Origin of the sequence: Bradyrhizobium sp. HKCCYLS3077 (assembly GCF_051167555.1) — a bacterium.
Taxonomy (GTDB): Bacteria; Pseudomonadota; Alphaproteobacteria; order Rhizobiales; family Xanthobacteraceae; genus Bradyrhizobium.
Genome location: NZ_JBNPTH010000004.1, coordinates 245,913 through 258,861, shown reverse-complemented (window position 1 = coordinate 258,861; position 12,949 = coordinate 245,913). Strand labels below are relative to the sequence as shown.

Here is a 12,949-nt window from a genome sequence, read left to right as displayed (position 1 = left end):
ACTACTCGTCTAGAATGTCTACTCTGAAAACTACCATATAGTTCCTTAACGAGCGGTTAACCGAACTCCCCTTCAGCCGCGGCCAGTTCGTCGGCATGATCCGCGCGCGGAATCAGGTGCGCGTAAGTGTCGATGGTGATCTGAATCGACGCGTGTCCGATGCGCTCGGATAGCTCTTTGAGGTTCAGCCCGAGCCCGATCGGCGGCCGTGCCAAGCACCAACTGGCGAAGTAGTGCCGCAAGCTGTGCGCGCCCGTATACTTCGCCTTGACGACCGGCCTGCCCTTCTCATCACGAGTCGGCTTGCCGTCCTCGTCCAGCACCGGCACGGTGACGCTGGCCTTTTCCCACGCCGGGATCAATCCGCGATCGATGATATTTGAGTGCGCCTCGACTTTCCCGGATCCATTCGGAAAGACGAAATGCAATTGCCCGTCCAGCTTTGGGCACTGCAGTTTCCACATCTTGAGCGCGGCGAGTGTCTTGGACGGTATCGGCACGGCTCGCTGACTGTCGGCAGATTTCGGGTTGCCGATTGAGTTGTATCGGTCGGCGCGCTGCCGAACATGCAGCTCGGCTTTCTTCAAATCGACGTCCTGCCATCGCAAGCCGCGCAGCTCGCTCGCGCGCAAGCCGCAGCGGACCGCGACCAGGAAGAAGGCACGCCAGCGTTCGCTATCGGTGTGCTGCAACAGTGCGTCGATCTCCCGCGGCTCTGGAATATCGCGCCCAATAACCAATTTGCGCTTCTGGCGACGTTCGACTTTCCGCTTTCGGCGCCGGTTCGCCGTCATTGACCGCACCACGTTCTGAGCCACCTGCCCGCGCTCAAGCGCGTCACTGAGCAAACTGGAAAGCGAGGTGGTGACTTTCTTGACCATCACCGCCGAGCGCGCCTCCGCCTCTCTCTGGCCCGGGGCGGGCACGCCGTTGCGGAGCTTGTCTTGCCAATCCCGGACGATTGCGACGGTTAGCGCCGTAACCTTGAGCGGTCCCAAATACGGCAAGATGTGGAATTTGAGATGCTGTCGATACTGGTCAACCGTCGATCGCTCGAGGTCACCGCATCCGTCGATCCAAAGGTCGCCGGCATCCTCAACGGTGATGCTGCGGCTCGTCGGCGTGTGGACGCCCTTTTTAACATCGATGCGAACCTGAGCCTGGAAATCCTCCGCATCCTTTTTGCGATCGAACGTCTTGATGTGGCGCCGCCGCTTGCCGCGGTCGTCCCGTTCAGCCGTCGAGTATTGAACGACATAGGCCGAACGCTCCTCACCGGCTTCCGTTTTCCATGTGCGTTTGCGGATCGACATGCGCCCTGCCCCAAGCCAGGAGTTTCAGGGAGTATACGGCAGACGCAACAAATGCGCAACACGACGCCAAATATGATAATATTTTCAATGTAAGATAGCGGATTTCTACTCCGCGGGTTGCAGGTTCGAGTCCTGCTGGGATCGCCACGCGGACGACGCGGCCCAACGATGCAAGCCTGCCTTCCCCGCATGAATGCCAGAGACGTGAATCACAAGCCGTCGTCACACCGCGGCGTAGTAGGTCGGGCTTCGAGCGCAGGATCAGCCACGAACACCTCGACATTCAAAAGCCCGGCGGGGTGATCCGGCCGGGCTCGTTCGGTGGGCAGTCGACACGCGGGCCAAGCGTTCACGTGTCGGGCGCAAGCTGAAACGCTCCCGCCTCCTCGACGCGCTTTACGCCGGGAACGGCTCGCAACGTCGACAGGTGCGACGGATCGATCGAGCCGGTCACGATCGCCAGCCGTGGCAGGACGCGATCGACCGTCACCCCGGCGCGGCTGAGCTTACCAAGCAGGACAGCGTCGTCGCCGGACACCGGCTCACCCATCAGGATCGTCACATTGAGTTTCATCGAATTGCGCCTCCTCAAGGGAGAAAACACAGAAAAGACAAGCCCTTGGAGCATGGCCGAAGGATGACGAAGCGCAGCGTGCCACATCTCTGTTTCGTCCTTCTTACGGGGCGCTCCAACGCGCCAACATCGTCAACGTTCCGTGAACGGCGATTGAACCAGTCCCGCGCCGACGTCCCCTGCGGCCGCATGCAGGGTTTTCGCATTCGCTGTCAGAGCCTTCCATAGAGCGCGGCCGCGCAAGCTAGCGTCCGTTTCGGCCCAAAGACAAGCAACGCCCGCAACGTGCGGCGCCGCCATGCTCGTTCCACGGAGCCGTCTGTACCGGCGCGGCATCGGCACTGCCGAAAAAACACCAGCGCCGGGCGCGGCGATGTCGACACCTCCGATCGCCGGCGCGCTCGCCCCAGACGCCACCCCGTTCGAAAAATTGGCAACTCGGAGACGGCTATCAACGGCTCCTACGGCCATGATCGATGGAGAGTTGGCAGGATAGTCGACAGCAGCGATGTGACCCACGTCACGACTGCTCGAGTTGCCTGCAGCTGCGATCATGAGGACACCGGCATCGAGCGCCGCGCCAGCCACGTCGTCATAGATCGAATGAGGCGATGTGCCGGTCGCGACACCTCGTCCGAACGACATCGATATCACATCACAACCATCCTCCAAAGCGCGCTCGATCCCGGCGAGAACGTCGCCATCAGTACCGAAGCCCTTGTCGTTGAGCACCTTGTAGATGTGACGATCAACTCCAGGAGCAACGCCGTAGCGCATGCGCCCCGTCGTCGCATGCGGCCCGGCCGCGGTCCCTGCGCAGTGCGTGCCGTGCCCCTGAAAGTCGTCGCCCGGGCAACCGAACGCGCTCCACACCTTGACCGGCCGCTCCGCGAAATCCGGATGCGTCTTGTCAAATCCCGAATCCAGAATGCCGAGCTTCACACCGGAGCCCGAGAGCGGCCATCGCGACGCACCTATCGCCGCGATCCCCCAAGTCACTTCACCCGTGTCCTCGTGGATCGAATCGCCGGCCTCATCATAAGAGAAGACGAAGAACTCAGGCATCACGCGTCTTATCCCCGGCATGTCCTCCAGTTCTGCCGAACGGCTCGTGACGTCCTCGGTACCTTTCAGAACGGCGACACCGAGCCGATCGAGAACGACCGCATCGGCGACCTGAACGAGACCGGTGAGGTTCAAGGCCGCAGATCGAAAATCGCTTGTTGCAGCGATATGACTGTTGCCGCCGAGCCCATGCTGCAACAAAGTTCTCCTGACAGATGGAGAAACATCCGTCTCGAACTTTACCAGCCAGTTGCCTGTTGCGACGACCGGCGCAGCCGCGCTGTGAAACCTGTACGGGTTGCCCGACGCACTATCAGAGCGAGCTTCCTCTGGTCCCTCTTGCTCCGACAATGACATAAGGAAAGCCTCATTCAAACAATCAGCACAAGCTACGGCTGGACTCCGGAGAATGGGCTCGACTCATACTACCTGTGGTAGTTTTCGAAAAGAGAAAGATAGGGCAGCATCGCAGCCATACACAGCTCTCATCTTGAGGGTAGCCGAGTGCTTTTTATACTTTCCGAACGATAATCACATGAACGACCTCTCGGCGCCTGTGGCGTCGATGACGACGATCCCGATATCATTGCAGCGTCGAGACATCGTTGTTGCAGGTATAAGCCACTAGATAACTACTCTTCTAGCGCCGGCTCCTAACAGCGCAGGTTGAACGGCATGGTTATTTCTGATAATCCGTAGTTCCCTGAACGATCTGACGGAGCCTTGCTCCGAAGCAGTGCCGCGCTCCTGCCGATGTTAGTCCGCTATCAGTCAGTCTCGCAGCAAGCGAGCATCGTGCTTCTTGAGAGCGGCAGAGCATTCCAATACCGCCCCGGCATAGGCGAGTTAGTAGCTGACTTCTACCTAAACTTGCACTAGTTTCTACCTCGACTCGTTCGCGTCGGGATGAAGATATGCTAGCAGCATTCGTGCTTGCAGTGGTGATTGCAGCGGTAGCGGTGCTCAGACGGTGGCCGGATCACCTTTGTGTTAAAGGCGAGTCGCATGTCACGTGCTTTAGGTCCTGGCTTTCTGCGGTCAGCCCAATCATAGCACTCATCGTCGCGATTGGAATCGCCCTGCCGCAGATGGAAGCAGCGCGCCACTCAGCAGAATCCGCAGAGAGGTCAGCGAACGCCGCGGACCAGTCGGCGAGTACCACAGCCAAAAGCCTTGAGCTCTCCGCAACTGGCCAAAGGGCCTGGCTCAACCCGGCCCGAATTGTCCTTGAGGAACCTCCCGCATTAGATCAAATCGTGAAGGCCGGAGTCGTCTTTACTAATAATGGCAGGGAGCCAGCATTCGATATCGGCCAACGGCACGAATTGCGAGTGATCGAAGGCTATCTCGTGAGCGCCGGTTCGATCAATTTTGACATTCCCCCGCCCAATTGCGACGGAGTCGTACCAGTCACATCCGGCATTGTGGTTTACCCATCAATGAGCGGCCTCATTGATCAGTATCAGCATCCGATCGACCCGACTCTATTGGCTGACCCCAGTCAAAAAGCCAACTATTCGAAACATGTGATGGAATCGACCGCTATCTTGGTTGCAACGGGATGCATGGCCTACCGCACCGGGCTTCGAGCCCGCAGAAGTGCTTATTGTTATTGGCTCGATCTAAGTCCGTTCATCGGTGAGCAGAGAGCGCGCAACCATTCAGATGCTGTGGGATCAATTCTTGAACAACAGCGGCTGCCTCGAACTGACTTGGCTTGGGTTAACCAGCAAAAATGGATCTGGCGAGCCTGCGAGAAAGGGCACCAAGCGACTTGACTGATTGGAAAGAGAATTGACCCACGCAGGGAGTCTTATCCGCACCATCGAGGTCTGACAACTACCCTCCAAGGCGAGCCCGCAGGCCCCTCGACTGCGCTTCGCCATGATGACGCCATGCTGCCGCCCCGCCTCGCAATCATGTCTGAACTATTCGCGAACGACCGAGCTGGGCCGCACCTGCCCTCGCCTCGCTTGCGGACATGGAGGCAGGCTTGGCGAAGAACGAAGCAGCTCGGTTTGTGGTCCGTCTCCTGCGCTCGCGCATCCGCGACCACCGGACCGAACTGTCCCAGCTTCGCCGCTACATCCGCCCCGGCGACATCGTCTGCGACGTCGGCGCCAACAAGGGCAGCTTTCTGTATTGGCTGGCGCGGTGGTCGGCGCCCGGGCGGGTCATCGCGTTCGAGCCGCAGCCGGATCTCGCCGCGGGCCTGTCGCGGCTGTGCCGAAGGTTCGCGCTGGACAACGTGGTGATCGAGCCGCGGGCGGCCTATTCCTGCACCAGCCGCAAGACGCTGTTCGTGCCCGACGGCCATCAGCCCGGCGCCTCGCTGCTGCGGCCGGCCGAGACATCGACGGCGCTGGCGGTGCAGACGGTCGCGCTGGACGACTATCTCCCGTCCACCGGGCGCGTCGCGGCCATCAAGATCGATGTCGAGGGCGCCGAGCTGGACGTGCTGCGCGGCGCCATCGGCACCTTGCAGCGCTGCCGGCCGGTGATCGTCGTGGAATGCGACCGGCGGCTGGCCACGCTGGACCGTGTCCAGCAGACGTTTTCGATGCTTGCCAGCCTCGGCTATCGCGGCGCCTTCGTGAACCGAGGCCGGCTGCGTCCGCTCTCGACCTTCGACCCCGACATTCACCAGCGCGCCGACGGCGAGTGGTTCTGGAAACGGAAGGACTATTGCAACAACTTCGTGTTCACCAGCGCCGAGCCGCGCCTGTCCGGTGAACGGGCGAAAGCGCGCCCTCTGACGGACGGCAGCAATGAGGCCAGATCGCGTCCCGTCAGGACAGCCGCCGGGCGGTGATCGCAGGCTGGCGCATCCGATGATCGGGACTTTGGCCGATACCAGCGTGGCCGAGGTCCGGCTGAACGGCGTGCTGGTCGAGACCAATGCGGAGCTTCGGCAGATTTACGGCGTCCACGGGCTTTTTCTGCTCGGGCAGGACAGCGACATCAAGATGAGATTTCCATTCGAGGTGTCCATCGTCCCCTGGGGAAGCAGCGACAAATCCTCGGTCGCGAGACGTCTCGAGCCATGGGTCAAGAAGAGGCCCGCAGCCTGGCTCGACTACACCGACAAGGACTGGTCGTTCGATCACTGCTCGGTGCGGCCGCCAGACCTCGGGCTCGGCCTGCTCGGCAAGGCGTTGCGACTGCGCGGCGGAACGTCCTGCATCAGCAGCTGGCACGGCAGGGAGGCCGGCCGCATGTTGATCGGCGCGGCGGTAGCTAACGGTGATCCCTGGATGCGCCCGTTCAGCCGCTGGATCTGCCGCGCGATCACGCAGGCGTCGTTGCGGCAACTGGCGGCGACCGGGGCTGCCCGGCCGACCCACGCTGCATGCATCCTGGTGGATCGCCCCGCCGCCCGATCCGCGCGAAAATCGCTCGTCGTCGATGCCTATGTGGTCGCGGAGGACGGCGCGCTCGGCCGGATGGACTTCAGCCTGCTTCCGCCGACGCCTTGATCCGCGCCCGGATGCGCAGCTCCGCCGCCGACGACATCCGTCACCCGCCTCTCGAAACCATTTCCTGCAACGCACGACAACGTCCTGAAACAGACGGCCGGCATCCTCCCTCGCATCCGATCAAGCGGATGGGGGTTTTCCGATGACGACGCTGCTCAGCTTCATTTACGAGTCCTATTGCCTGTCCTGCCGGGCGATGTTTCCCGAGCTGGACCCGCAAGGCCCCCTGCGTTGACGCAACGTCCGTCGCCCGCAGCATTAAGCTTTCCCGTTCAGCTTAACGGCGGCTTCCGTTTGACGGCCTGCTCTCCATCCGCCACCTCGTGGGGCGATGGAGCTCCGACATGTTTGAATTAGGTGTTTTGACCGCAATCTGTTTCATCGCCGCCGTCACGCTCGCGACCATTTACCAGCGCCGCCAGGACGTTCTCTACGGGCCTTACATCGAGGATCGATCGTTGCGCCGGACACCGCGAAAGGACGGCACCGAGGCGCCGTCGTCCTGACAGGCAACGGACTCCTCCGCTAGAAAGAAGGTCTACGGTCGCAGTTTTTTGCGCGCGTTTCTTTCTACGTCGTCATGGCCGGGCTTGTCCCGGCCATCCACGTCGCCCGGCATACTGGGAGAGACGTGGATGCCCGGGACAAGCCCGGGCATGACGGAGCAACACATCGGCGGGATCGCTCGCCGATCCGGCAGCGCATCCAGATGCGATCGCCCCCTCCCCGGAAAGGTGAGACCGAAATCTCGGCGTCTGCCGCTGTCATCATCGGATCGTGGATGCGCTTCGGCTGAATCGCATCGTGCGTTAGACCAAGCCCCGGCTCCCGCCGTCATTGATCAGCGCATCGAGCCGGTCGGGGCTGACCTTCTGGCCGCCGGGCGTCTGGATGCTGACGCAGGCCGCGCCGAGGCGCAGGTAGACGTTGGCGGTCAGCAGCGCGTCCTGCGCGCTGCGGCAGCGGATCGTGGCGATCGCGCTTTCGCTCTCGGCCCTGACGGTGAAGGACGCGGCAGCCATGGAAAAATGAGCCCGTTTGCATGCGACGGCGGAATCCGCTCGGACTCTATGCAGCGGGGTGTCTACTGCTCATTGAGGTGGATCAAACCGCCCCGCCCTCGCGAGGCCGACGCATCGGCGATCGTATCTTGGGGCTGGTCTGTTCCCCGGCGACGGCCTGGCGTTTCTACCCTGGGCGGCCGAAGCCGCTTCGGCGCGGCGGAGGCCCGGCCATCCACGTCCTGCGGCTCGCGCAGCCGCCGGGGAGCGTTTCCAGTTCGCCCCCGCTGTCATCGTCCGCGAAAGCGGACGATCCAGTACGCCGTGACATCTCGGTTCAATTTCGTCTGCCACGGCGTACTGGATGCCCCGCTTTCGCGGAGCATGACGGCGGTGGAGACGGCGAGAGCTCGACCGCGACCCCGGTCTCACCCTCACCTGGAGGGGCTGCCGAGCCCGCCCTGCCCTCCTCAGCCCCTGTTCAGCGACAGGCTGATGCGGGTGACGAGGCCGTCCCAGTCGCGCTCCCAGGCGCGGGGATAGTTGATCAGGACGCAGTGCACGTAGCCGCCGGTGAAATTGCAGCGGTTGTACCAGACATAGTCGCCCTTGTAGCTCGACACCGCGAAGAAGCGCGAGGTCACGCGCTTGTACTGGATGTTCGGCGGCGGGTTCTTCTTGGCCAGGAAGCGCGCCGGCGAGTCGCCCTGATCATTGGCGGCGGACTGCACGGTGAGATTGGCGCGACCGTCGGCGGTCTGGAAGCGCTGGCCATAGCCGTCGGGACGCCCGGCGATCTCGCTGAAGACCGAAGCGGGAATGTCGACCGACGTACCGGTCTCCGGAATCCGGTAGGTGGTCCAGCGCACCGGCTCGGCCTGCGCGGCGACGGTGCAGCAGCCGAGGCTCGCGCCCAGCGCGAAAGCCTTGATCATTGAAGTCATGTGTTTCGTCCCGAACGGCGTGGAAAGCGGCCACGCTAGACCGGCTTCGCGGCCCCGCAAAGGCCGTGCGTCGGAAACGCCGGCAACAGCGGGAAGTTCACAGCTTGACGCGGCGTCCGCACGCCTGCCGCGGCGCCGTCGCGGGCCCGGTCCACGCCGGACGGGATCGTGCGCCCGACGGGCGACTCAAGGCGCGACGACACCAGCGGGCCTCGTCCCACCGCGCCGCGGACCACCGCCATCCGCCTGCGCGCGAAAACTGATTTCGTAAACGTCCTCAACGTGATTTGGGCTGTCCAGATCGTGCGGCGAAAAGATTCCTGTTTCGTTTTTCTCGAATTCGTGTTCAATACCCCTGTCCCGCCTCGCGAGAGGGGCGCATCGCGATCGTCACGAGCGTGGAGTGCGGGATGCGGTGGGCGTCGTGGGTTGCAGCATGCTGGTCATGCGGACGAACAATCCTGCGGCGCACGGTCAAGTCGCGCGGTCCTGACATCCCGATGCTGATGTCCGCGCAATGCGCTTAACGCGTGTTGTCGCCATGGTGGCCAGAAAGCCCGGCGCACCAGGGAGAACGCGAAGCAGCCGTTCAAACCATCGCGCAGGGAAGGCTGGGATTTGTCCGGCTGCACCTGTGGTTCCTGCCCCGTGCACTCTTTTCCGCACGGGGGCCGCGGGTGTCAGTGGACGCCCGGCCTTCCCTGCGCCCTCTCCTCACCGGGACGGGCCAAACGACCGCCAAGACTCGGGCATCCGTGCCGCGAGAATGCCGCCGGTCGTCCGGCAGCCACCTGCCCTGCCCGCGCCTCACCTGGGCGCGCGGCGCGACGCCAGCGGGATACGACATCGATGATTATGCGGCTGTTGTTTGATGAGCACATCTCCGACGAGAAATTCCGGACCGCCCTTCGCGGCCATCGTTCAGATGATACCGATCATGCTAGCCTCAGCGGGCGCCGTGTTGACGGGTTCGCCACAAAGGTTAACGTCCTGCCACAATGTGGCCAGGGGCAAGACCCGGCCGCTCTATACTTGAGCTACTCCTGCAACCGACTGTTGCCTTGCCGTCGAACCATGCCTGCCAGGGTTCGCAAGCTCACGGCGCTTGGCGCGAACATGCGTTTATCCCGGGAATTAAGCTTAAAAACGTGCGGCCGAGCGGTTCGCAACCTGGCAACTTCATTCGGCAGCCCGGGCGTGCAACAATACTAGGCACAACTCATATCAACCTGAGATTTATTTTACTGACCATTTACTTTCCTCAACTTCGCCCCAAATTTTGCACGATGCTGGGTTCCACTTTCATAATTAGAACTCTTCTGGGACCCCACAAAATGACCATCTCCGGAACGGGATCTAATCACTCGCCATACTTTCGTAGCTCACACTCCGTCTTCGTTTCGCGTACAGAGGTCCACCAATGACAACACTCACAAAAACCCTGCCGACCCATCTCGAAGAGACACGTATCGACACCGAGAAGCTGCGCACCATCCTGATGCTCTGCGGCGCCACCGCATTCGGCTTCATTCTTCACGCCACCTACGGTCTCGATCTCAGCTACGCCTTCTTCTGATTTGATCGGCCCTCCGGCCTCGCCCGGCGGGCTCTTCATTGCCGGACGCAAGCGTGCGTCCTCCGGGCTCGCGGGGTTCATTGATACCGCCCCGCGCGTCGCCTTCCGCGCAGCGAGACGCGTCTCGTCGAAAATGTGCCAGAGGCCGCACAGCAGGGGTCTGATCGCGTTTTGCACAGCCCGGCCGCGCTCCTCCCACAATTCCGCCGTGACGGTTCGGCACGCTGCTGGTGTCGTGAGTCAGGGTTGCTTGAGGACGAGTAGCGTCATGCGTTCGCCAGTGTATGATCTCTATCAGATGAAGCAGGATCGCTTGCCGAAGGGCGCGCGGTCGGCGTGGCTGAGGACGCGGCCCAACGAGCCGCCGCCGGCGGCCGAAGACTGGGTGTTCGTCGGCAAGGAGCGGCATCCGAGCCGCTGGACCATCGCCGAGATGAACGAAAAAGGCACCAGCTATCGCGAGATTCCGATCTGGCTGTCGAGCCGGCGCAGCATGATGGCCAGCCAGACCGCCGACGCCGGCGCACAGTCGCCGGCGGCCTGAGGTGTTGTGAGGATGTGGAGCGGTCCGCATGTCGGACCGCTGACGCATTGACGCATCAGGCGAGACGGACGCCGTAATAGTCGTCGACCTTGCGGCCGGTGGCGACATCGCCCCAATTCCATTCGCGCTCGTCCGCGTATTTGGGCGCGCCGCGCAGCTGGTCCTCGGTGACGCCGGTGACGTAGCCGCCGAGCCGCGTATCGTATTTGAGTGATTGCCACGGCAGCGGATAGTGATCGTTGCCCAGTCCGAGAAAGCCGCCGAAGCCGAGCACGACGTAGGACACGCGGCCGCTGAGCTTGTCGATCATGACGCGCTCGATCGTGCCGATCTTGGTGTCATCGGCGCCATAGACGGCGGTGCCCTCGACCTTGTCGCTGCCGATCAGATTGCCATATTCGCTGGCATCGAGCATCGGATCCATGTGAGCCTCCTGTACGAGATTAGTAGAGTTAACGGGAATCAACGCCGGCCCGCGGCCGGCCGTTCCTGCGGCAGCTCGCCATCCGGATGCCGCGTCGCCTCGTGCGAGGGCGCATCCGGCGATGTTGTCTGATGCGCGGTCTGCGCCCGCTCCTTGTCCGCCGGCTGCTCCTCGCCGCGTCCGGTCCGAACGATTCCCTGATCATGCTGCGCCATTGCGCGTCTCCTTCGATTGCTGTTCCCCGGAACGACGCCGCCCGCGCCGGTTGGTTCCCGCCTGAGCCAAGGCGCCGCAGATCACGCCGCTGTGGGCACGCCCGAACGAAACGTTGGCGATGGTCCGCCGTTGACGACGGCCCAACAGGAGACCCCGCATGGCAGACGATCGCACCACATCGATGTCCCGCCGCCAGATGGTCGGAGGCACCGCAACGCTTGCGGCTGCATCGCTGACTTCGGCAACCGCGAAAGGACGTGAAACGATGGCCGCGACTTCCACCGAGACCGAACAGCTCGTCGACCCCACCGACAAATATCCGAAACCACCGTTCGAGAAGCAGTCCCAGCCCTGGCCCGGCCTTGCCAGCAAGATGACTCCCAAGCCCGATCACGGCGAGACCAGCTACAAGGGCTCCGGCCGCCTCGCCGGCCGCAAGGCGCTGATCACCGGCGGGGACTCCGGCATGGGGCGCGCAGCGGCGATCGCCTATGCCCGCGAGGGCGCCGATGTCGCGATCAACTATTATCCGACGGAAGAACCTGACGCCCAGGAGGTCATCGCTCTGATCAAGGCCGAGGGCCGCAAGGCCGTGGCCATTCCCGGTGACCTCCGCGACGAACGATTCTGCGAGCAGCTCGTGCAGCGCGCCGTCGAGGGCCTCGGCGGCCTCGACATCATCGTCAACAACGCCGCCCGCCAGCAGGCCCGCCAATCGATCATGGACGTCTCGTCGGAGGATTTCGACGCCACCATGAAGACCAACATCTACGCCCCGTTCTGGATCATCAAGGCCGCCCTGCCCCACCTCAAGCCGGGCTCAGTCATCATCGGCACGTCTTCGGAACAGGCCTACGATCCCTCCCCGGACCTCTACGACTACGCGCAAACCAAGGCCGCGACTATGAATTACGTGAAGTCGCTCGCCAAGCAGCTCGGGCCCAAGGGCATCCGCGTCAACGCGGTCGCTCCGGGACCGATCTGGACGCCACTGCAGGTGTCGGGCGGCGCGAGCATGGAGAAGCTCGAGAAGTTCGGCGGCCAGACGCCGCTCGGCCGTCCAGGCCAGCCAGCGGAACTGGGCTCGATCTACGTGCAACTGGCGGCGGCCGATGCGAGCTACGCTAACGGACAGGTCTACGGCTCGTCCGGGGGGGCCGGTCAGCCGTGAGGCTGCGCTTAGATCCGGGTGACCGGCTGCGGAAGCGAGTAGGCTTCCGTATGCACCTGGCGGATCGTCGTGAATGCGGCGACCGCCGAGGCGAGGCTAAAGGCGGTCAGCAGCGCAATGAGAACGGTACGGGGGGTCATCGGACGCTCCTCCATTCGGGTCCATTGCAAAGGGGGTCAGGGATTCATTGATCGCGGCGCCCAACCGCGCCCCGTTCGACCGGGGCGATCTCGCCGTCGAGCCAATCCTGCTGGAGCGCAAGCGCACTCCAGCCCTGGGCCATGCGCCGGAACCGGCGATAGGCGGGCTCTCCCTGCGCGTGCTCCGCAAGCTGGAGACAATTATCGGCGTTCTCTCGGAAAAGATCTGATTGCTTCATATAAATGAGTTGGTCACCACCGCTCTCCGCTGCAACCGCCTTACGTGAGTTTAATGTCCCGCCAGTTCCACAGGAACTAACGACCACAGCACCGACGTCATAGGCTACGGTCATCGGTCCAACGCACATCCACGCTCCAATAATTTGCGCAAAAGACATTGGAACGTTTCGCTCGCAATGAAGTTGAGCCGCTTGTCCCGGTGAAGGCAGGTTCCATTTAACCGCGAAACCGGCGTCGAACTTGATTTGAGGAATTGCCACGGCTT

17 protein-coding genes and 1 tRNA gene are annotated in these 12,949 nt (G+C 62.6%); 8 read left to right on the top strand and 10 right to left on the bottom strand.

Going from position 1 to position 12,949, the window contains the following annotated elements:
* Positions 1–56: 56 nt before the first annotated feature.
* The gene (locus ACQR0Z_RS17380) at positions 57–1,313 is read right to left on the bottom strand and encodes a tyrosine-type recombinase/integrase (RefSeq protein WP_434919458.1); all 1,257 of its coding nucleotides are present in this window, start codon (positions 1,311–1,313) and stop codon (positions 57–59) included.
* Between the two features lie 74 nt (positions 1,314–1,387).
* Between ACQR0Z_RS17380 and ACQR0Z_RS17375 the strand changes: the two genes are divergently transcribed.
* Positions 1,388–1,460 (top strand) — tRNA-Arg (locus tag ACQR0Z_RS17375).
* A gap of 202 nt (positions 1,461–1,662) precedes the next feature.
* Here ACQR0Z_RS17375 and ACQR0Z_RS17370 read toward each other — a convergent pair.
* The gene (locus ACQR0Z_RS17370; protein WP_434858945.1) at positions 1,663–1,887 is read right to left on the bottom strand and encodes a hypothetical protein; all 225 of its coding nucleotides are present in this window, start codon (positions 1,885–1,887) and stop codon (positions 1,663–1,665) included.
* Between the two features lie 132 nt (positions 1,888–2,019).
* A complete protein-coding gene (locus tag ACQR0Z_RS17365) occupies positions 2,020–3,150 on the bottom strand; it encodes a S8 family serine peptidase (protein WP_434919457.1) in 1,131 nt (376 codons plus the stop codon).
* 716 nt (positions 3,151–3,866) lie between these two features.
* Here ACQR0Z_RS17365 and ACQR0Z_RS17360 point away from each other — a divergent pair.
* From ACQR0Z_RS17360 to ACQR0Z_RS17345, 4 genes are all read left to right on the top strand, one after another.
* Positions 3,867–4,730, top strand: a complete 864-nt coding sequence (locus ACQR0Z_RS17360; protein ID WP_434919456.1) for a hypothetical protein — start codon at positions 3,867–3,869, stop codon at positions 4,728–4,730.
* Positions 4,731–4,945: 215 nt separating this feature from the next.
* The gene (locus ACQR0Z_RS17355) at positions 4,946–5,764 is read left to right on the top strand and encodes an FkbM family methyltransferase (RefSeq protein ID WP_434919455.1); all 819 of its coding nucleotides are present in this window, start codon (positions 4,946–4,948) and stop codon (positions 5,762–5,764) included.
* Between the two features lie 19 nt (positions 5,765–5,783).
* Entirely contained in the window at positions 5,784–6,428 is a 645-nt protein-coding gene (locus ACQR0Z_RS17350) for a hypothetical protein (RefSeq protein WP_434919454.1), read from the top strand.
* Between the two features lie 344 nt (positions 6,429–6,772).
* On the top strand, positions 6,773–6,934 hold the full coding sequence (locus ACQR0Z_RS17345) for a hypothetical protein (RefSeq protein ID WP_434858949.1): 162 nt from the start codon (positions 6,773–6,775) through the stop codon (positions 6,932–6,934).
* A 303-nt stretch (positions 6,935–7,237) separates the two neighbouring features.
* Here ACQR0Z_RS17345 and ACQR0Z_RS17340 read toward each other — a convergent pair whose 3' ends face one another.
* From ACQR0Z_RS17340 to ACQR0Z_RS17330, 3 genes are all read right to left on the bottom strand, one after another.
* The gene (locus ACQR0Z_RS17340; RefSeq protein ID WP_434858950.1) at positions 7,238–7,450 is read right to left on the bottom strand and encodes a hypothetical protein; all 213 of its coding nucleotides are present in this window, start codon (positions 7,448–7,450) and stop codon (positions 7,238–7,240) included.
* A gap of 449 nt (positions 7,451–7,899) precedes the next feature.
* On the bottom strand, positions 7,900–8,373 hold the full coding sequence (locus tag ACQR0Z_RS17335) for a hypothetical protein (protein WP_434919453.1): 474 nt from the start codon (positions 8,371–8,373) through the stop codon (positions 7,900–7,902).
* Between the two features lie 35 nt (positions 8,374–8,408).
* Positions 8,409–8,723, bottom strand: coding sequence for a hypothetical protein (locus ACQR0Z_RS17330; RefSeq protein ID WP_434877280.1), 315 nt, complete (start codon positions 8,721–8,723; stop codon positions 8,409–8,411).
* 1,070 nt (positions 8,724–9,793) lie between these two features.
* Here ACQR0Z_RS17330 and ACQR0Z_RS17325 point away from each other — a divergent pair.
* Entirely contained in the window at positions 9,794–9,949 is a 156-nt protein-coding gene (locus tag ACQR0Z_RS17325) for a hypothetical protein (RefSeq protein ID WP_434858952.1), read from the top strand.
* Between the two features lie 268 nt (positions 9,950–10,217).
* The gene (locus ACQR0Z_RS17320; protein WP_434858953.1) at positions 10,218–10,493 is read left to right on the top strand and encodes a hypothetical protein; all 276 of its coding nucleotides are present in this window, start codon (positions 10,218–10,220) and stop codon (positions 10,491–10,493) included.
* A 55-nt stretch (positions 10,494–10,548) separates the two neighbouring features.
* Here the strand turns inward: ACQR0Z_RS17320 and ACQR0Z_RS17315 are convergent, their stop codons facing one another.
* Both ACQR0Z_RS17315 and ACQR0Z_RS17310 read right to left on the bottom strand, forming a co-directional pair.
* Positions 10,549–10,917 carry a PRC-barrel domain-containing protein gene (locus tag ACQR0Z_RS17315; RefSeq protein ID WP_434919452.1) on the bottom strand — a complete coding sequence of 123 codons (369 nt, stop codon included), beginning with the start codon at positions 10,915–10,917 and terminating at the stop codon, positions 10,549–10,551.
* Positions 10,918–10,955: 38 nt separating this feature from the next.
* On the bottom strand, positions 10,956–11,132 hold the full coding sequence (locus ACQR0Z_RS17310) for a hypothetical protein (protein ID WP_434858955.1): 177 nt from the start codon (positions 11,130–11,132) through the stop codon (positions 10,956–10,958).
* A 158-nt stretch (positions 11,133–11,290) separates the two neighbouring features.
* Between ACQR0Z_RS17310 and ACQR0Z_RS17305 the strand changes: the two genes are divergently transcribed.
* Positions 11,291–12,304, top strand: coding sequence for an SDR family oxidoreductase (locus ACQR0Z_RS17305; RefSeq protein ID WP_434919451.1), 1,014 nt, complete (start codon positions 11,291–11,293; stop codon positions 12,302–12,304).
* Positions 12,305–12,312: 8 nt separating this feature from the next.
* Here ACQR0Z_RS17305 and ACQR0Z_RS17300 read toward each other — a convergent pair whose 3' ends face one another.
* Entirely contained in the window at positions 12,313–12,444 is a 132-nt protein-coding gene (locus tag ACQR0Z_RS17300; RefSeq protein WP_434919450.1) for a hypothetical protein, read from the bottom strand.
* A gap of 44 nt (positions 12,445–12,488) precedes the next feature.
* Positions 12,489–12,683 carry a hypothetical protein gene (locus tag ACQR0Z_RS17295; protein ID WP_434859244.1) on the bottom strand — a complete coding sequence of 65 codons (195 nt, stop codon included), beginning with the start codon at positions 12,681–12,683 and terminating at the stop codon, positions 12,489–12,491.
* Positions 12,684–12,949: the final 266 nt, after the last annotated feature.

Excerpts from the sequence above, each read along its gene's own strand:
- ACQR0Z_RS17380 (WP_434919458.1), bottom strand. The coding sequence starts at position 1,313 with ATGTCGATCCGCAAACGCACATGGAAAACGGAAGCCGGTGAGGAGCGT.
- ACQR0Z_RS17370 (WP_434858945.1), bottom strand. The coding sequence starts at position 1,887 with ATGAAACTCAATGTGACGATCCTGATGGGTGAGCCGGTGTCCGGCGAC.
- ACQR0Z_RS17360 (WP_434919456.1), top strand. The coding sequence starts at position 3,867 with ATGCTAGCAGCATTCGTGCTTGCAGTGGTGATTGCAGCGGTAGCGGTG.
- ACQR0Z_RS17350 (WP_434919454.1), top strand. The coding sequence starts at position 5,784 with ATGATCGGGACTTTGGCCGATACCAGCGTGGCCGAGGTCCGGCTGAAC.
- ACQR0Z_RS17345 (WP_434858949.1), top strand. The coding sequence starts at position 6,773 with ATGTTTGAATTAGGTGTTTTGACCGCAATCTGTTTCATCGCCGCCGTC.
- ACQR0Z_RS17340 (WP_434858950.1), bottom strand. The coding sequence starts at position 7,450 with ATGGCTGCCGCGTCCTTCACCGTCAGGGCCGAGAGCGAAAGCGCGATC.
- ACQR0Z_RS17335 (WP_434919453.1), bottom strand. The coding sequence starts at position 8,373 with ATGACTTCAATGATCAAGGCTTTCGCGCTGGGCGCGAGCCTCGGCTGC.
- ACQR0Z_RS17325 (WP_434858952.1), top strand. The coding sequence starts at position 9,794 with ATGACAACACTCACAAAAACCCTGCCGACCCATCTCGAAGAGACACGT.
- ACQR0Z_RS17320 (WP_434858953.1), top strand. The coding sequence starts at position 10,218 with ATGCGTTCGCCAGTGTATGATCTCTATCAGATGAAGCAGGATCGCTTG.
- ACQR0Z_RS17315 (WP_434919452.1), bottom strand. The coding sequence starts at position 10,917 with ATGGATCCGATGCTCGATGCCAGCGAATATGGCAATCTGATCGGCAGC.
- ACQR0Z_RS17310 (WP_434858955.1), bottom strand. The coding sequence starts at position 11,132 with ATGGCGCAGCATGATCAGGGAATCGTTCGGACCGGACGCGGCGAGGAG.
- ACQR0Z_RS17305 (WP_434919451.1), top strand. The coding sequence starts at position 11,291 with ATGGCAGACGATCGCACCACATCGATGTCCCGCCGCCAGATGGTCGGA.
- ACQR0Z_RS17300 (WP_434919450.1), bottom strand. The coding sequence starts at position 12,444 with ATGACCCCCCGTACCGTTCTCATTGCGCTGCTGACCGCCTTTAGCCTC.
- ACQR0Z_RS17295 (WP_434859244.1), bottom strand. The coding sequence starts at position 12,683 with ATGAAGCAATCAGATCTTTTCCGAGAGAACGCCGATAATTGTCTCCAG.